The following is a 17,519-nucleotide window of genomic DNA, read 5'->3' on the forward strand; positions in this document are numbered from 1 at the left end:
GAAGCCCGGTTCGGTATGATTTTTATAACCAAAGAAAAAGATTCTACCTATTCTATAATGAACTGAAATTTAACAGAGTGTGAACAAGGGGTGTGGGAATGTATCGGATTGGGGTCGTTGGTCCAAAGTTGTCTATTGAGCGAACCATGCAAGCGCTGCAAGGACAACAATTAGAAGCTAATTATGAATTATATCCATATGAACATGCGAGAGAAACCGTAGATATTATTCATCGGAATCGTGAGAATGTTCACGGATGGGTGTTTACCGGCCCAATTCCATATTTGACAGCGCAGACGGTTCTTCATAAGAAAGAGCATGCTATTTATTGCCCGCCTACTGGAGCTAGTCTCTACAAGGCGATCCTCCAAGCAGTGTATTCATTGGATACGAATATAAAGGAAATGTCCATTGATATGCCGGATAATGAGAGCTGGGGAATGATGGACAGTTTAGAGGAACTGAACTTTACCGAGAATCAATTACGTAAATACGTGTTTTCAATAGATTACGATGTGCAAGAAATGGTTGAATTTCATGTCAGACATTGGCAAGAAGGGCTCACCAAAGCGGCAATTACTTGCTTGTATGCGGTTTATGAGGAATTGTTAGAACGTGGAGTTCCTGTCTTCAAGATCAATTCGACCAAGCTGGAAACGATCCAAGCTGTGCGGATGTTAGTGGAGCAGATTCGTAGCTCTGCGTTCAAGGATAGTCAGATTGGGGTGCTGATGATTGAAATTGATCGCCTGCATGAAGCTGGTAAACACAGCGCAGAACGTTATCAGCTACAACATATGGAACTGAAGATCAAAAGCCTATTGCTTCACCATTGCGAGCGTATTGATGGATCCCTTCATCAGGATGGTACAGGGAGATACCTTATGTACGGATCACGAGGTGGGATGGCTCGCAATATGGACTCGCTCTTTGCTACCATGCGGCAATTGGAACTGGATACGGATCTTCCTTCTTTTGCTGGTATTGGATTTGGAGAGACGGCGTTTGATGCGGAGCGTCACGCTCGTAAAGCGATTCAATATGCTAAGGATGACGAGGCAGGACCAATTATTATTTATGAGACCGATGGGACGATTGTCGAAATGGCTGGTGAGGATCAGGCATTGTCCTACGAGACATATTCCAGTGATGTTGAATTGCTCGAGCAATTAAACAAAGCAGGCGTTAGTATTCGCACATTTCAAAAAATAAAGGCTTACATTCGTCGAATAGGTAAAGAAGAATTTACAGCTAGTGAGTTAGCTTCTGGACTATCAATGACCGTCAGACACGTACAACGAATTATGGGGAGTCTGACTGCATTTTCTTTGGCGGAAATTGCAGGAAGTGAGCTAAATACGCGTAGAGGAAGACCTAGTAACCGTTATCGCCTTATACGTTAGATATGTGAGCCGATTATGAAAGAAACGAACCGATATGATATCTTATGTCTCATGTCCATGTACAGTGGACACGGTGATAACGGATACAGATCGGTTTTTTGTTGCTTGTTGTTAAAATACATAACATAAGTATTGAGTTTTTAGTCGACTTAATTATATAATGTCCTGAAAATACGACATTTTCGTTAAATGTACGTTAAACTGCGCGAAGGAATATGTTCTTTATCTGACTATTCCGTTTATTCAGAGGCAGTTTCATCACAGTCAGGGGGTATTATGTATGGTGAGAGCGGACAGGCAGGAGAACACAGGACTTTTTGGTTGGGTAGAGAAAGTGGGGAACAAGCTTCCCAATCCATTTTTATTGTTTATCTATCTCATTCTCGCATTGATGGTTGCTACACTGGTGTTGTCATTATTTAATGCAACGGCACATAATCCAATCGACGGTGAAAAGGTGCATGTGAAAAACCTGCTGAGTCGAGAGGGAATTCAATGGTTATTGCCAAATGTGGTCAAGAACTTCGCTGATTTCAAACCACTAGCTTCCATTCTCGCACTGGTGCTCGGTATTGGTTTAGCTGAGAAAGTAGGACTCCTTGAAGCGGTTATGCGTAAAATGGCTGTTCGGGTTCCGGCGCGTTATGCCAGTTATCTGGTCATCTTTATTGCCTTTTTCAGTCATGTGTCTTCGGACGCTGCGCTAGTGATTATGCCTCCACTCGGAGCATTAATATTCCTTGCGGTGGGTAGACATCCAGTTGCTGGTCTGATCGCTGCTATTGCGGGAGTGGGAGCAGGTTTTACTGCTAATATGCTGATTGTGACGACAGATGTTCTTTTGTCAGGAATCAGTACGGAAATCGCTGCTTCCGTTGATCCTAATGTTGGAGTAACGGTGTTGGATAACTGGTACTTTATGTCCGCTTCTGTTGTTGTGTTGACGCTTGTTGCAGGGTTTATGACTGACAAATTCCTGGAACCCCGCCTCGGAAAATATGAGGGAGAACGAGTCTACAAGCTGGAAGCTCCAACGCCAGAAGAGAATAAGGCATTGCGCGCAGCTGGTATTGCTGCACTACTTTTCATCGGAGTGATGGCGTTTCTTGTTATTCCTCCAAATGCTGTACTCCGCAATCCAGAAACAGGGAGTGTGATGGGTTCTCCTTTTCTGTCAGGGATTGTTCCTGTCATCTTACTGTTCTTCTTCACCGTAGCACTGACTTACGGCATTAAATTGAAAGTGATTCAAAATCAGAACGATCTACCGAAGCTACTCATTGAACCGATCAAGACGATGGCGGGTTTTATCGTAATGGTGTTTCCGCTATCTCAATTTGTAGCCATGTTCAACTGGAGCAATATGGGGAAATTTCTGGCACTGACGATCACCGATCTGTTGGAGAAAACAGGAATTAACGGTATCCCTGTTGTCATTGGACTGGTCTTCCTATCGGCTCTTCTGACAATGTTTATCGCGAGCGGATCGGCAATTTGGTCGATTCTAGCCCCAGTGTTTATCCCTATGATGATGCTGCTTGGATTCCATCCAGCATTTACACAGGTTATTTTTCGAGTATCCGATTCAGTCGTTATTCCTTTGGCTCCGGTATCACCGTTTGTACCCCTGTTCGTTGGATTTCTTCAGGAATATCGCAAGGACGCGAAGCTTGGAACGTATTACTCATTGATTTTGCCATATTCAATCGTGTTTTTCTCAGTCTGGGTCATTATGGTTGTTCTGTGGTATGTCTTCAATCTGCCACTTGGGCCAGGGGTTAACGCGAGACTGTAAACATTCACATTTTAAATAACAGCAATAGGATGTAGAACGGAAGTTTAACATGGTTGAGTAGAACATTGGGAATAAGAGGTTACAGCCATATCTAGTTTTAATGTGAGAGGAGAACCGAAATATGATAGATATTATTGCGTTACGAAGAGATTTGCATACACATCCTGAGCTAGGATTTACTGAATTTCGGACAGCGACTAAAGTGGTGCAAATGCTGAGCGAGATGGGATATCAGGTCATCTATGGAAGAGATGCAATTGACGATGATTCACGGCGTGGTTTACCCAAACTGGAAGTGTTGGAGGATGCCTATCAGCGTGCGCTCCGTGAAGGAGCAGATCCAGACATTGTGCAGCAGATGCGAGGCGGATTTACAGCTGTTGTTGCAGAACTTCAAGGTGACGAGGATGGGCCTACAACTGCTTTTCGTTTTGATATGGATGCATTACCGATTCGGGAGAGTGAACTGGATCGCCACCTACCACAAAAGGGTCAGTTCCGTTCAGCTCATGAAGGGATTATGCACGCTTGTGCTCATGATGGACACACATCGATTGGACTTGCACTTGCAGAACGTCTTAGTGATCGAAAGTTCGCTGGCAAATTAAGATTGTTATTTCAACCTGCTGAAGAAGGCGTGCGCGGAGCATATGCTATGGTGAAAAAAGGAATGCTCGAAGGGGTGGATCGTCTATTCTGTATGCATCTCGGTACAGATGTACCCTCGGGTCACATAAAGGGGTCATCTGCCGGATTCTTGGCAACAACGAAGCTAGAAGCTCGTTTCACTGGAGTATCCTCTCATGCCGGAGCATCCCCAGAGGAGGGGCGTAATGCACTGCTCGGAGCATCCACTGCTCTGCTTAATATTCATGCGCTCCCCCGCTTCAGTTCTGCGGATACTAGAGTTAATGTTGGCATACTAGAAGGGGGAACGGGTGCGAATATTATTGCTGAACAGGCTCGAATGGTCATTGAGACCCGTTCAACCAGCGAAGAGACAAACCTTGAACTGGAACGCCGAGTACGGCAGATCATTGAGCATAGTGCAGCGATGCATGAACTGAGTGCCAGTGTAGAGACGATCGGTGGAGCTATTCCTATTCGCTGTGATCTTGAACTAGCTGAGCTAGCGGTGCGGGAAGCGAAAGGGATACCTGGTTTTACCCATGCAGAGACGGTTGCGAATGGTAGTGCACTTGGCAGCGAGGATGCAAGCTATATGATTCGACGTGTGCAGGAACAAGGGGGAAAAGCTACGTACATGATCGTAGGTAGTGATCTGCCAGCTTCTCATCATCACCCCGAATTTGACATCGATGAAGCGGTTCTCTCGCCAGCGGTTTCATTGCTGGAGAGACTAGCGCGAACACTCTGATTAATCTTAATATTGAACATATAGATAGACATGTCTTAATTGAAGCATTATTCATATAAACGATGAACCATTCATCTACTCATGGGTGGTTCTTCGTTTATATAATGGGATAGATGACTTGTTATTTTCCAACTAGCTATACTGGTTTGATAAATAAAATAAATTGTAAAAAAGATATTGCGAACGCTTACATTATGTGCTAACATCACCATAACAACAGGATTGTAACCAACTCCGGGCAATACCTGTTATGATTTTGAGTACGCTTACTATTTATGTATCATTGAATGACCTCAAATTCTCAGGGTTGTTACTGAAGACAGGCAAAACCTGAATTGAGGGCAGAAGACACGCTGTAGCGACGTCTATTTGCCTTCGATTCAGGTTTTTTTTATACAGATAAACGCCTGATGGGTATTGTCTTCGCTTGAAACGCCGTAGCAGAATCATAGCCGGAAAGGGGGACATTTTCGGTTCACAGACAGAGATTTTGAATGATCTAGGTTTGCAATACTATGGTTATCCGTAATGATGTGCCATCGTATATTCCATCACATACTATCTGACAGCGAGGAGATTTACGACATGAAAAAAATCAAACGATCCATCGCGGTAGCAACCGTTCTTGGCTTATGTTTATCAGCAATGCCTGCCTATGCAGCCGGAGCTACAGCGCCAGCTTCCAATGCAGCGATCGACAAGCTGATCTCATCCCAATTAATTAAAGGCAATGGTCAAGGGGTTAGTGCAGCGTATCTGAACAAAAAAGCAACACGTATTCAGGCAGCTGTTCTGTACTTGCGTTTGACTGGATTGGAAAAAGAGGCACTGGCCTATACCGGCACAGATACGTATGAAGATGCGGCTTCAGCTGGGAAATTCCTGCAGCCTGTTGTTGGGTATCTAAAGCAGCACCCTTATCTGGGGATCGCTGACGGAGCGAACGCGTTTAAACCCAATGCGACACTTACGTCTGAAGATTATGCAACACTGTTATTAAAGGCGCTCGGTTATGAAGCTGGCACAGATTATAAGCAAGGTGAGGCAGTATCCTTTGCGGCATCGAAAGGAATCAAAGCACTCCAAGGTGGCAAGAGTCCACTCTCGAATCGCCAAATGGCTGAGGCAACAGCGCAGGCCTTGCAAGTGCAACTTAAAGATGGGAGCGGCACACTTGAACAGCGCTGGCTGAAGCACCAGCAGGATCAAGGATTTACGCCACAAACACTTCAGCAGACGAAATATGGCTCGATTGATGGTAAGAGTTATGAGCAGTACGGCACACTTGGCTGGCTGGGTGTACCTTATGCAGCACCACCTGTAGGAGAACTGCGCTGGAAAGCGCCAGTGGAACCAAAAGCATGGACAGGGACACGTGAAGCGAAGGAATTTGCTGCCAACAGCTTGCAACTGTCTGGGCAAAATACGGTAGGCAGTGAAGATTCACTTTATTTGAATATTTGGAGACCCGATACAACGAGTTCCAAACTTCCGGTAATGGTATTTCTGCACGGCGGCGGGAACATGACTGGATCAGGCAAGGACTTCCAAGGTGAACAACTTGCACGCAATACAAACAGCATTATTATCTCGGTGAACTATCGTTTAGGTGCGCTTGGTTTCTTCAAAAATGAAGCACTGGAGACAGGTAATGCACTGGATGATTCCGGTAACTACGGATTGCTCGATGCGCTTCGTGCATTGGAGTGGGTACAAGATAATATCGAAGGCTTCGGTGGTGACACGGGTAACGTAACGCTGGCAGGTCAGTCTGCAGGAGCGCGGGACGTGCTGGCTACGCTCATCTCACCACTTGGAAAAGGACTATTCCAGAAAGCCGTTGCATTCAGTGGTGGATTAACGACTTCAGCACCAGAAGCAGGTGAGCAAAAGTCGGAAAGTGCTCTGGAGAAATTGCTAGTAGAGGAAGGCAAAGCTAAAACGGCTGAGGAAGCAAAAGCGTGGATTGCGAAGCAGTCTAAGGAACAGTTAGCTACGTATCTACGTGAACTGCCTGCGGACAAGCTGGTTAAGGTGTTTGGTGGCACAGCAATTCGGATGGAGCCATTCCCACACCTGTTCCGTGATGGCACGGTCATCCCAAAAGAGGGCTTCTCTGCTCTGGAGCAAGGGAACTACACTAAAGTTCCAGTATTACTGGGTAGCTTGGATACCGAATTCGCGGCATTTGCCTTCGGTGATCCGAACTTCTCCCCATCCATTAACGATGGAACATTGTTCACAGATGCAACCAAAGCGGAACAATATGCTGCCGCTATTCAATATGGTAGTGAAGCGTATGCCGGATTTAACGCTGAACGGGTAGCCGAGCGACTCACAAATGTTGCAGGACAGCCTTCCGTTTATGCATATCGGTTTGCATGGGGTACACAGCCTGGTGTAATCTCGGAACGTTTGCGGACTCTGCTTGGTGCCCCTCACGGCGCAGATATGGACTTTTACACAGGGCATGCAGCGGGTATAGCTGCGTACTTCCCGGAAGGGTACTTCAGTGAAGCGAACCAACCCGGTCGTGACCAGCTGTCCACAGCTATGGCGGCCTATCTGAAACAGTTCTTGTACACAGGTGATCCTGGGGATGGCGGATCTGCGAATCTCGCAGAATGGACGCCTTGGACGAAGGCTGCAGCGGCACCAATTATGCGTCTAGATGCAAGCAATACAAAGGCCGAGATTGGCATGTCTTCACAGTACTATCAAGGCAAAGAAGCAGTCATGGCCAAAATGAAAAAAGAATTGCCTGAAGAGACGTACAAGCTTCTGACGGAAAAAGTATTCGCAGGCCGTTTCTTCTGGGAATAAATCAGGTATCATAGATCTATTTGTACAAAAATGAACAGGTAAAAGGTCGGGAGAATAAATCTCCTGACCTTTTTTCATCTACTATACATCATGTTTAATTCCTCAATCTTAATCTCTATACCACATTTAATTAGTCTAGAATGACGCTGATTCAACAGGGTTTCCAAAATCTCAATATATTCTTCTTCAATACCATGGTGTAATAAACGATGGCAATTAGGGCATAAAGACACCACATTTGCATGTGTATCTAAACTTGCTAGCGGAAATCTATCTTGAAATTTCATTGGAACTAAGTGATGAGCTTCAACATAGGGTTGTCTATGTTTCTTTGATATAAAAGTATAATGTAAATGATTTACTTCGCACTTAAAGGTTGCCTCCATTAATGCCTCAACTGCGATCCTAGCATTACGAGAGAAGTTTTCCCTTCCATTAAACACCGTTTTTTGTGCTGGTGGTGTCTTTATTTCATCAGAAACGAATGTACGTTTATTACTGTGAAGTAATTTAACTGTTTCTTTCTCCACTTGATCTATATAGTCGACGTCTATTTCTTCTTCTCTCCGCTCAAAATCACTTTTTAAATGTTGTATAATTTTCACTAACATATCTTTATGTGGGTAATCTAAATTTAAATGCTTCTCTAAGATTTCTATACCTTGATATAATGAAAAATTCTTAAGTATACCCTTAAATTGTGCTTTATTATATTCATTTACTCCTTTGATACCAAAGTAGTACAAAATATTTGCTGACACCCTGCCTTGAGTCGATCCGTCTAATTTATTTAGAATTTCTATATCTAGACTTCTGTGGTCTTTATCAAGAAATAAATGATGAAAAATAATATCTTCAACTATCTTGTTGCCGAATTGTTTTATTTCTCGATCTCGGCCAGAACTTGCTTTCAGTAGAGGTAATTCAAAATCATTACTATTTGTACTGTTAAACATATTGTTTATGTCTCCTTATAATTCGAACCGCCATCTTTTCTATATACGTATGCTAATAAAATTCTCACCAATATCTTCTCTCTTCGATTGAGTGTGAAACGTAGTGTATTCAAAAACTTAATGCGATTTATTTTTATAAAGTATAAGGCTACAGCTTCTCGGTCGCAGCAAGCATCAACGTATAGATCTGGCGAGTCGTGTTGACGTTACGAACGGTCATTTGTTTGTAGACAGACGATCCTGCTAGCTTATTCATTCCACTTTTGGTGGCATCTTCGCGACTTACGCTGTACAGTAAGGCACCTGAGACATAGATTAACGTGCCAATGCCTGGTTTCAGGGGCAGCTTGTCCAGAATAGACACGTCATTGATCTCATCCCAGAGGAACATGACATCACTTTTCGCTTGATCATCGTTAGTCCATTCCTCCGGCAGTGCGGTAATAACGGTCTGCATTTCATAGATATTTCGCACCACCACTCGGATCTGCAAGCCAAAGTCCGCAGCAATAGCTTCCTGAAGAATATCTGCTAACTCTGTATTGGCATTCTCAAGTTCTGGCTTATAAGCAAAAATAATGTTGCCTGAGTTGATATAGGTCACAACCTGTTGCATACCAGCCTGCTCAAATGTTTTCTTAAGCTGCTTCATGTTAATTTTATTATTTCCACCAACATTAATACCTCGCAGCAACGCAACATAGATCATATCCATATCTCCATTTCCTATAGTGAGTGAACTATTCTTCTAAAGATAGATAGGCGAGTAGATGAGTTACATATTCCTCTTTTCCAAGCGATTCCTGCAATAGAGGTATGACATGTTCCAGATATTCGGGTTTGGTCTCATACGTGTCCTCATCCTTCACTTCTCCTCCATAAGCTCGCGCAGCTTCAATGAGAATGGCAAGTGCATGGAAAAAGTCCGCCAATGACCTCGCGATTGGCTGAGGCTCTCCACCTGCAAAGGCCGCATACACAGGCGAATGTGATGCTTGTGTATCCACAATGAGAGGATCATCATTCAAATTCGCTATGACCACATGCTGTGGCTCCCAGTCTGGCGATTCCTGATAAGGCTCTTCCATACCAATCCACCGGTAGCCCAACTGTTGACGATAGAGATGCTCAGGTGCAACAAAAAATAGCAGGGCAGCGTCACCGATCTCTACAGCTGCACTTTTCATTTTAAGCGTACCCTCAGCCTTAGCATCCACCATCTCATAGTTGGAGTAAAAGTACATCAATTCGGGTGAGAGCGGAATTCGCTCATCGATAAAAGGTACTTGCTGGCTTGGGAAGGGGCGTATATCATGGTCTTTGAATAGTCCGTAGGCTTCATTGTATACATTCTGTTGTTCGATAAAACGGTTTAATGCTGTATTTAGTTCCTTCATCGTATTCGAATCCTCCTCATCAGACGATGGACGGCACATGCATTTGCACTTGTACTCGTCATGTTTCCTTCATGCATTGTTGTTCTGTAACTAAGATTTAGTTTACATGAAAATAGTGGAAGGTGGCATTTATTTTCGAATCTGTATTTCATCTATATTATAAAAGAACTGGAGCAAGTAGGGTTCGAGGTAGAATGGCTTAGACCAACGGTAGGATAGCATAAAAAAGACAAGGACGAATCTAGGTCTATATGACCTTTTTCATGCTGAATGCGTTTACAATTAAGCGTAATCATGCTATAATTCCACTCAGTTAAAGGATTGTTACTGCATTCGCAGGCAAAACCTAAATATCGATATGTGTAGGCTGTGCCCTACCCATATTGATGTTTGGGTTTTTTGTGCTTTATATGGCTCATATTAAGCACAGAGATCGAACAGGGTAATCCGAATACACATCACCACGAGTACGAGAAGGGAGCGTAAGCATGAACAAGAAAACGGGATTTAGCATGCTGGCTGCACTCTTGGCTTGCATGCTCATCATGAGTGGTTGTACATCTACAACGCCACAAGCATCGGATAACCAAGGGAATCAGGCAACAGAGCAGGAAGGTAATGAGCCTGAGCAGACAACGGACAACCAGAAACAGAAGGCAAGAACGGTGATCACGACGGATGGAGAAGTGGATGATATGAACTCTGTCATTCGTTATCTCTATTATGCCAATGAGATGGATCTAGCCGGAATCGTACTTACCAGCTCAGTCTATCACTATGCTGGTGATAAGGAGGCAGGCATTGAACCCTTCCGCTGGACTGGAACCCAGTGGCTGTATGATATGTTGGATGCTTACGAGGAGATATATCCTAACTTGAGCACGCATGCAGATGGTTATCCTAAGCCAGAAGATATTCGAGCCATGACCAAAATTGGCAATATCTCTAATAAAGGTGAGATGGAGAGGGAAACAGAAGGCTCGGAATTTCTAAAAACGCTGTTTCTGGATGACGACTCAAGAGACTTAGTTGTACAGACCTGGGGAGGAACGAACACAACCGCTCGGGCATTGAAATCCATTGAAGAACAATACAAGGATACTGCCGAATGGGCTAACATTCAGAAAAAGGTCAGTGACAAGTTGCTGCTCTATATCATCCTTGACCAGGATGACAGCTACAATGAATATATTGCGAAGAACTGGCCAGATATTCGTATTTTGAATGACCAGTCAAACTTCTGGCATTTTGCTTATGCATGGAAGATGCATTCTGAAGAGGTGAACAGCAAGTTGCACGGTGAGTGGATGAAGAACAATCTTCTTGACGGACATGGCAAGCTGATGGATATGTACGCTACAATGGGTGACGGCAAAATGATTGAAGGCGAATTAGCAGAGGAGCAGCGCGGCAGTGCCGATTACCTCAAGAGCAATCCGCAATATGATAAATATGATTTTATCTCCGAAGGGGATTCCCCATCTTTCTTCTATTTAATTGATAACGGTCTTCGCAGTATGGAAGATCCATCGTATGGTGGCTGGGGTGGACGCTTTGGCGTCGTTAACGATAAGCTCTACCGCAATAATGTATTGGACTACAATCCGTACTCCAAACGGTATGAAGCCGAATATTCTCTTATGAGATGGTTTGATGACATACAGAATGATTTTGCAGCCCGTGCAGATTGGGGTGTAACCGAGAGATATGAGGATGCCAATCATAATCCAACGCTCACGATTAAGGAAGGGTTGAATCTGACCGCAGCTCCAGGCGAAGAATTAACGCTGCATGCGGAAGGGCAAGACCCAGATGGCGATCAGCTGACGTATGAATGGTGGAGATATTTTGAAGCTGACACCTATCAGGAATCCAAGGAGCAGGAAGGCAAAGCAACACCAGAGATGGCTGGAGATTTGCAGCTTGGATTACAGCGCCCATTGGCCAAGGATGAGAAGTTAGATGAGCTTGAATTGCAAGGGAAGGATACAGATACAGTAACGTTCAAAGTGCCTGAGGATGCCAAATCTGGTGACACTCTTCACATCATCGCAGAGGTACAAGATAACGGTGAGCATAACTTGAAGCATTACCAACGTGTCATTATCACAGTACAATAAACCCTTCATAAATAGATGAATGCTTATCCGTCCAGATCAAGAAGCAAGCCCTGATCTTAATGATCAGGGCTTTTTTATCAAGAAAATGCTTTAAATATGACTACGAAATTCAACTGTTCTAATGAACACGATCTGCTACTTGCGCTGGATACCTGACCAAAATACATTCCAAGCGATGGCTAGCGCCTGCTCATAGGACTGACGCGTCTCATAGACGAGCTGAACGTCAAGTCCATCCATCAGGGTCACGAAGGCAACCGTCGCCTCTTCTGGACTTAGACGAATATCTGTGGCCTGCACGGTGGCAAAAATAGCCGACAATTCTTCCTTTAGTGTGCCAAGATAGGTTCGATACTGAGCCAACACAAAATCATGAACCTCCAGTGGCGTTATAAAGGAGAGAATGTACATAAAAGCGACATTGGGATGCGTCAAAAAGCGGTTTTTGTGCTCTAACAAAAAGGAATGCAGCTGTTGCTCTAACGGAAGTGTGCCTGACTCGCTAAAAAATTGACGTACAAATTGTTGCTCTTCCTGCACGACCTCTTCATAGATCTCCAGCAGTAATGCTTTCTTCGTTGCATAGTGGTAGGCAAGGGACTGTTTGCGAATGCCGGCCTCCTCTGCAACCTGTGCCATTTTGGTTCCTTCATATCCATAACGGTTAAAATGCTGGATCGCAATTTCTTTGATACGTTGTTTACTCAATGTGTACCTCCAATGGACGGTTCTTGATGCTCTTTTGTTTAGAGCTGTAGATTAGATACAGCAAAATATACACCACAAAAATACCTATGGATATAGCATACACCATTGTATAAGAAAATGCAGAGGCAACGACCCCTAATACCAGTGAACCCCCTCCAATGCCGAGGTCGAAGAAATTAAAGAAAGAGGCCATCGCATTTTCATGCTCATGTTCTTCTACTAGATTAACGCACCACGTCTGAATTGCCGGGAATATCGCCCCAAAGCCAAAGCCATATAACGCAGCGGCGATGAGGAACTGAAAATCATTTTGGGCAACGATCAGAACCAGTAGTCCAGCGATAGCAAATCCAGCGGCAGGCAGCAGCACAGAACCGGGGCCGAGCTGGTCAAACATTTTGCCAGAGAACAACCGAACCACAAAGCTGGCAATCGCTACGATAAAGAAAAACCATGCAATATTGGTAAAGCCCCTCTCGTTAGCAAATAGGGCGACAAAGGACATGATCGCGCCAGCGGCAATGCCAACCAGCATAATGAGAAGAGAAGGGAACAGAACCTTTTTCTCAATCCATTTTACAGTTGCTTGTGGCGCATGCTGTACTTCATTTGCTGACATCTGTTTAGGCTTACGAGATACAAATACAGCCATAAGCAGTGCAAGCAACAAGATGCACATACCACCCATAAAGAGGCTTTGATAGCTGGACTTCAGCAGTAATGTAGTTCCGACCAGAGGGCCAATGGACACTGCTACGGTTTCGCCTACACCAAAGTATCCCATCCCCTCACCACGACGAGTTTTGGGGATATTTTCGGTTGCAATTGTTGCGAAATACGTAGTTGCTAAGCCAAAACCGAAACCATGGATCACTCGAAACACAAGAATCATACCTATACCTGACGAGAGGTAGTATGCTCCAGTCATTAGTGCACAGATGGCGATACCGATAATCAACCAATACTTTTTGTCCATCCAAGTGGCAAGCACAGCAGTAAAAGGGCGAACAAGAATGGCAGAGAACATGAAAATTCCTGTCACGAGTCCGATCTGTGATGCTTGTCCCCCAAGGGTTGAAACGAATAAGGGTAAGGTAGGGAGGAGCATTTCAAAGGCCATAAATAACAATGCGTTGGCCAGCATAATGAAAATAAACGATCTTCCCCATAACTTTTGTAAAGTCGTTCCTGGTGCTAGTGTACTCATAATCTTCCTCCGTATGATGTTCTATGCGATGAAGCATGTTGAAATGATTTTATCTGACGATAGTCAGTTTGTAAAGGGCGGGTTATCATGAGTGTTCTATCATTTGAATAATTAACAAGTGAAAATTAATATTTTTAGCCATATTCCAACATTTTCCGATATAATAATGGAATAAAATCAAGGTGTAGGATACTACCTCAGAGAGGTGATTTTGATGAGTATTGACGTTCTCGAGCGCAACAATGTGAAGGTACTTGGTACGGGAAGCCAAACGATTGTATTTGCCCACGGCTTTGGATGTGATCAGGATATGTGGCGTTACATCGTGCCAAGTTTCGTGGACAACTACCGTGTGGTATTGTTCGATTATGTAGGCTCAGGGCAATCTCAAATTAACTATTATGATGCTGAAAAATATAATAATCTTCATGGCTATGCGCAGGATGTATTGGAGATCATGGAAACGCTAGATATCCGAGATAGTATTTTTGTAGGACACTCTGTTAGCAGCATGATTGGTATGCTTGCTTCCATTCATGAAACGAAATATTTTGAACGGTTGGTCATGCTGGGGCCTTCCCCGCGTTATGTGAATGATCTTCCGAATTATTACGGTGGGTTTGATAAGCGGGATATTGATGAATTGCTTGAGATGATGCAGTTGAACTTTATCGGCTGGGCTAGTTATCTCGCACCCATCGTGATGCAGAACCCAGAACGGAAAGAGCTAACCGAAGAACTGGAAAAAAGTTTCTGCTCCAGAGATCCACATATTGCACGACAATTTGCTGAAGTGACGTTTTTCTCCGATTGTCGTGTCGATCTGGAACAAGCCTCGATCCCATCTCTGATTCTGCAATGTTCGGATGATAGTATAGCTCCAATTGAGGTTGGAGATTATCTGCACGCCCATCTAAAGAATAGCCGATTGCAACAGATGACGGCGAAAGGACATTACCCTCATCTAAGTCAGCCTGAGGAAACGAGTCGTTTGATTAAAGACTACTTAGCAAGCGTTTAAAGGGTAGTTCACTATGAACGAAAGGCAGTTGTTACATGGATATCCAACTAGATCAGGCTCCTTGCGGATACTTCTCTATCTCGGATTCAGGTATTGTGCGATCAGTAAACCAGACATTGCTGGATATGCTCAAGCTAGAGCGTAGCGAATTGCTGGGGAGACACATTGAGTCGACTATGTCAGTAACGAACAAATTGTTTTTTCATACGTATTTCTATCCGTATATCCAGCTCTATGGGCATGTGGATGAAATGTATTTTTCTTTTCGCACCAGTGATCAGCAGGATGTCCCAGTTCTTCTGAACGGTGTTCGGCAGACGCGCGATGGAGAAAGTGTGGTGGACTGTGTTGTCGTTGTCATGCGCAAACGAATTGAGCATGAGAAGGATATTTTGCAGACCAAAACCAAGCTGCAGGAATTATACAAGGCGACACAAGAAGCCAACAAAGAGCTTGAACGGTTACACGAGGAATACGAGGTAAAGCAACAAGCACTACTTAAAGTAAACGACCAATTAGAAACGATGGCATCCACAGATCCATTAACGGGTCTCAAAAATCGGAGGTTCTTCCAGAATAGCTTGTTGGCAAGCTTAATCCTGTTAGAGCAGCAGCACAATCATTTCTCCCTGCTGGTCATCGATATTGATCATTTCAAAAGCATAAACGATACCTATGGACACCCAATCGGTGACTTGGTACTCGGTAATTTGGCTGGTTTGCTTCAATCCATGTCACGCAGCAGTGATGTGGTCGCAAGATTTGGTGGGGAAGAATTCGTGATTATTCTAGCTGATTGTGAACATGACCAAGCGATGGAGGTTGCAGAGCGATATCGTTCTGAAGTCGCTTCATCCGATTGGGGGCAATACAACATTACTGTAAGTATTGGCGTTGCTACGGCGGTACAAGGGGATACGGACACCTCTGTGTTCCAGCGGGCAGATCAGGCACTCTATGCTTCTAAGACAGCAGGACGAAATCGCGTAACCCATGCCAATCATCTATAAAAGGTTATTGAAAATAAGAGCCTGTGGTTTAATCGCGGGCTCTTGTTGTTTTTTTTGGGTAAAGACATAAAGCAACCTACACAGGTAATTCAAATCGAAGCCGGAAGAAGGGTGATATTTCAGTATGAATGAAATGTTGAAGGTCGATAAACAGTACACCCCGTATCTAATTCGGGCAATCGATGCGGTCAGAGCATCGGAGCTGGCGAAGCATTGGAATGTCGATATTACGCGATATCACATTCAGCTGACCCTGGAGAACGATACAAGGGATTATGGCAAGCCCTATTATTCCGTATGGTTCTATCCTCATGAGATCACGCAGGATAATTGGATGGATGGTAGCTGGGAAGAAATGGACTTATGTGTGCATTTGGATTGTGAATGTGGTGAAGTATTGAGGGTACACGGTGGTAGAAATTGAAATAGAATTAGTTCGAAATTAATGAACAAACAAGAAACGAATGAAAAAGTGTATGGTTGCAAGAATCACAGAACCTAGTGAAAAATTTAAAGGAGGAGTATCACGATGCACAAATTATCTGTACATGAACTATTGGATCTAGAGAACGATGCATGGCCTGAACTCAAGCAGCTATTGGAGGAAGGTAGCAACACACATACTATTATTCCAGCACGGCGGAATAAGGGCGAAGAGGCGATCTATGGTCTCCAAGTGAGCACAAGATCTTATCTGGGTGCCATAGCTTATGAAACAGGAGGTGTTCTGGTGGATCATGGCTGGATTACCTTGCTTGGCGCAGAGACGGAACAAGTCGTGGGAAGTCTGACAAGTTGGAATGGGCTCACAGATCGCCCCGCTCTAGAGGCTCTTGAAGGGATGCTGGTCGTTGCATATGATGTCGCTGGCGGATTCTTTGCAATGGATACCGGGAAGTTCGAAGGCAGCGGTCACATATACTATTTCGCACCAGATACGTTGGAATGGGAATCGACAGAACTCACGTACTCTGAATTTATGAACTGGTTAGCGCATGGAGATCTGGAGCAGTTCTATCAGACATTCCGCTGGCAGAATTGGCAGAACGATATAAGTCAGCTACAGCAAGGACAGGTGTTTGCTTATTATCCGCCCCTTTGGACAAAGGAAGGTGGAGGTCAGACTAGTCAAAAAACATCTGTTGCCATCACGGAAGCTTGGAAAATAGCGCGGGGCGAAAGATAATTCATACAAGTTATCAAATGTGATGCTGAAAGGCGTGAAGAAATGAGTAAAGTTGATATTACCAGCATACAGGATCATTACGGCGTTGCATTTCCGCAGGAATATTTGGATTTTCAGCAGACGAACAGCGGTAGTTCATTCAATCTGATGGAGAGCGGAGAGGTATCAGATTGGCAGATTCGCTTCTCTGTAATGGATGACCAGTTCATCACGAATAACATTCAGATGGTAGACGAGGTTAATCCTGATCCAAAGCGTATTATCCCAATCGCATGGAGTGTTAGTAGTGGCAATAACTATTTACTGGATTATCGTAAAAATTCAGCGAGTCCGGCTATTTTACTTATGGAGCATGAAGAAGCTATCGTGCGGGAAGATGCCGAGAGTGAGACAGATACATTAGAGGAAGCTCAGCGGTTAATGGAGGGAAATGTAAGAGAGATTGCCGACAGCTTTGCGTCGTTTATTGCAAAGCTATCAGCAGATCAACCTCTCTAAATAGATATCTTGTTGTT

Annotated in this window: 15 protein-coding genes; 10 read left to right on the top strand and 5 right to left on the bottom strand. The window is 44.1% G+C overall.

Going from position 1 to position 17,519, the window contains the following annotated elements:
• Positions 1 to 98 precede the first annotated feature (98 nt).
• From J2T19_RS13175 to J2T19_RS13190, 4 genes are all read left to right on the top strand, one after another.
• Positions 99 to 1,403, top strand: coding sequence for a hypothetical protein (locus J2T19_RS13175; RefSeq protein WP_307216350.1), 1,305 nt, complete (start codon positions 99 to 101; stop codon positions 1,401 to 1,403).
• Positions 1,404 to 1,683: 280 nt separating this feature from the next.
• Entirely contained in the window at positions 1,684 to 3,198 is a 1,515-nt protein-coding gene (locus tag J2T19_RS13180; protein ID WP_307216352.1) for an AbgT family transporter, read from the top strand.
• A gap of 121 nt (positions 3,199 to 3,319) precedes the next feature.
• Positions 3,320 to 4,576, top strand: a complete 1,257-nt coding sequence (locus J2T19_RS13185) for an amidohydrolase (RefSeq protein WP_307216354.1) — start codon at positions 3,320 to 3,322, stop codon at positions 4,574 to 4,576.
• A gap of 585 nt (positions 4,577 to 5,161) precedes the next feature.
• The gene (locus J2T19_RS13190; protein WP_307216356.1) at positions 5,162 to 7,399 is read left to right on the top strand and encodes a carboxylesterase/lipase family protein; all 2,238 of its coding nucleotides are present in this window, start codon (positions 5,162 to 5,164) and stop codon (positions 7,397 to 7,399) included.
• A 74-nt stretch (positions 7,400 to 7,473) separates the two neighbouring features.
• Here the strand turns inward: J2T19_RS13190 and J2T19_RS13195 are convergent, their stop codons facing one another.
• From J2T19_RS13195 to J2T19_RS13205, 3 genes are all read right to left on the bottom strand, one after another.
• A complete protein-coding gene (locus J2T19_RS13195) occupies positions 7,474 to 8,355 on the bottom strand; it encodes an HNH endonuclease (RefSeq protein ID WP_307216358.1) in 882 nt (293 codons plus the stop codon).
• Between the two features lie 148 nt (positions 8,356 to 8,503).
• Positions 8,504 to 9,064 carry a DUF1697 domain-containing protein gene (locus J2T19_RS13200; RefSeq protein WP_307216359.1) on the bottom strand — a complete coding sequence of 187 codons (561 nt, stop codon included), beginning with the start codon at positions 9,062 to 9,064 and terminating at the stop codon, positions 8,504 to 8,506.
• A 31-nt stretch (positions 9,065 to 9,095) separates the two neighbouring features.
• Positions 9,096 to 9,752, bottom strand: coding sequence for a hypothetical protein (locus J2T19_RS13205; protein WP_307216361.1), 657 nt, complete (start codon positions 9,750 to 9,752; stop codon positions 9,096 to 9,098).
• 488 nt (positions 9,753 to 10,240) lie between these two features.
• On the opposite strand from J2T19_RS13205, the gene J2T19_RS13210 reads away from it, so the two are divergent.
• Positions 10,241 to 11,872, top strand: coding sequence for a DUF1593 domain-containing protein (locus J2T19_RS13210; RefSeq protein WP_307216363.1), 1,632 nt, complete (start codon positions 10,241 to 10,243; stop codon positions 11,870 to 11,872).
• A gap of 135 nt (positions 11,873 to 12,007) precedes the next feature.
• Here the strand turns inward: J2T19_RS13210 and J2T19_RS13215 are convergent, their stop codons facing one another.
• Together J2T19_RS13215 and J2T19_RS13220 are read right to left on the bottom strand one after the other, a co-directional pair.
• A complete protein-coding gene (locus tag J2T19_RS13215) occupies positions 12,008 to 12,580 on the bottom strand; it encodes a TetR/AcrR family transcriptional regulator (protein WP_307216365.1) in 573 nt (190 codons plus the stop codon).
• Entirely contained in the window at positions 12,573 to 13,787 is a 1,215-nt protein-coding gene (locus J2T19_RS13220; RefSeq protein WP_307216368.1) for an MFS transporter, read from the bottom strand. The genes J2T19_RS13215 and J2T19_RS13220 overlap by 8 nt, the downstream gene beginning before the upstream one ends.
• Positions 13,788 to 14,001: 214 nt before the next feature.
• Between J2T19_RS13220 and J2T19_RS13225 the strand changes: the two genes are divergently transcribed.
• The 5 genes from J2T19_RS13225 to J2T19_RS13245 all read left to right on the top strand — a co-directional run bounded on the left by J2T19_RS13225 (position 14,002) and on the right by J2T19_RS13245 (position 17,502).
• Positions 14,002 to 14,808 carry an alpha/beta fold hydrolase gene (locus tag J2T19_RS13225; RefSeq protein ID WP_307216370.1) on the top strand — a complete coding sequence of 269 codons (807 nt, stop codon included), beginning with the start codon at positions 14,002 to 14,004 and terminating at the stop codon, positions 14,806 to 14,808.
• A gap of 35 nt (positions 14,809 to 14,843) precedes the next feature.
• Positions 14,844 to 15,818, top strand: a complete 975-nt coding sequence (locus J2T19_RS13230) for a sensor domain-containing diguanylate cyclase (RefSeq protein ID WP_307216372.1) — start codon at positions 14,844 to 14,846, stop codon at positions 15,816 to 15,818.
• 124 nt (positions 15,819 to 15,942) lie between these two features.
• Positions 15,943 to 16,242, top strand: coding sequence for a hypothetical protein (locus tag J2T19_RS13235; protein WP_307216374.1), 300 nt, complete (start codon positions 15,943 to 15,945; stop codon positions 16,240 to 16,242).
• Between the two features lie 105 nt (positions 16,243 to 16,347).
• Positions 16,348 to 17,004, top strand: a complete 657-nt coding sequence (locus tag J2T19_RS13240) for a DUF2625 family protein (protein WP_307216376.1) — start codon at positions 16,348 to 16,350, stop codon at positions 17,002 to 17,004.
• 42 nt (positions 17,005 to 17,046) lie between these two features.
• Positions 17,047 to 17,502 (top strand): SMI1/KNR4 family protein, encoded by a 456-nt coding sequence (locus J2T19_RS13245; protein ID WP_307216378.1) that lies wholly within the window; start codon positions 17,047 to 17,049, stop codon positions 17,500 to 17,502.
• The last annotated feature ends 17 nt before the right edge of the window (positions 17,503 to 17,519 follow it).

It is taken from the genome of Paenibacillus tundrae, assembly GCF_030812775.1.
Taxonomy (GTDB): domain Bacteria; phylum Bacillota; class Bacilli; order Paenibacillales; family Paenibacillaceae; genus Paenibacillus; species Paenibacillus tundrae_A.

What these genes read in the sequence shown, in the direction of transcription:
- J2T19_RS13235 (WP_307216374.1), top strand. Translation starts at nt 15,943, where the DNA reads ATGAATGAAATGTTGAAGGTCGATAAACAGTACACCCCGTATCTAATT.
- J2T19_RS13245 (WP_307216378.1), top strand. Translation starts at nt 17,047, where the DNA reads ATGAGTAAAGTTGATATTACCAGCATACAGGATCATTACGGCGTTGCA.
- J2T19_RS13230 (WP_307216372.1), top strand. Translation starts at nt 14,844, where the DNA reads ATGGATATCCAACTAGATCAGGCTCCTTGCGGATACTTCTCTATCTCG.
- J2T19_RS13175 (WP_307216350.1), top strand. Translation starts at nt 99, where the DNA reads ATGTATCGGATTGGGGTCGTTGGTCCAAAGTTGTCTATTGAGCGAACC.
- J2T19_RS13180 (WP_307216352.1), top strand. Translation starts at nt 1,684, where the DNA reads ATGGTGAGAGCGGACAGGCAGGAGAACACAGGACTTTTTGGTTGGGTA.
- J2T19_RS13205 (WP_307216361.1), bottom strand. Translation starts at nt 9,752, where the DNA reads ATGAAGGAACTAAATACAGCATTAAACCGTTTTATCGAACAACAGAAT.
- J2T19_RS13185 (WP_307216354.1), top strand. Translation starts at nt 3,320, where the DNA reads ATGATAGATATTATTGCGTTACGAAGAGATTTGCATACACATCCTGAG.
- J2T19_RS13225 (WP_307216370.1), top strand. Translation starts at nt 14,002, where the DNA reads ATGAGTATTGACGTTCTCGAGCGCAACAATGTGAAGGTACTTGGTACG.
- J2T19_RS13220 (WP_307216368.1), bottom strand. Translation starts at nt 13,787, where the DNA reads ATGAGTACACTAGCACCAGGAACGACTTTACAAAAGTTATGGGGAAGA.
- J2T19_RS13195 (WP_307216358.1), bottom strand. Translation starts at nt 8,355, where the DNA reads ATGTTTAACAGTACAAATAGTAATGATTTTGAATTACCTCTACTGAAA.
- J2T19_RS13200 (WP_307216359.1), bottom strand. Translation starts at nt 9,064, where the DNA reads ATGATCTATGTTGCGTTGCTGCGAGGTATTAATGTTGGTGGAAATAAT.
- J2T19_RS13190 (WP_307216356.1), top strand. Translation starts at nt 5,162, where the DNA reads ATGAAAAAAATCAAACGATCCATCGCGGTAGCAACCGTTCTTGGCTTA.
- J2T19_RS13210 (WP_307216363.1), top strand. Translation starts at nt 10,241, where the DNA reads ATGAACAAGAAAACGGGATTTAGCATGCTGGCTGCACTCTTGGCTTGC.
- J2T19_RS13240 (WP_307216376.1), top strand. Translation starts at nt 16,348, where the DNA reads ATGCACAAATTATCTGTACATGAACTATTGGATCTAGAGAACGATGCA.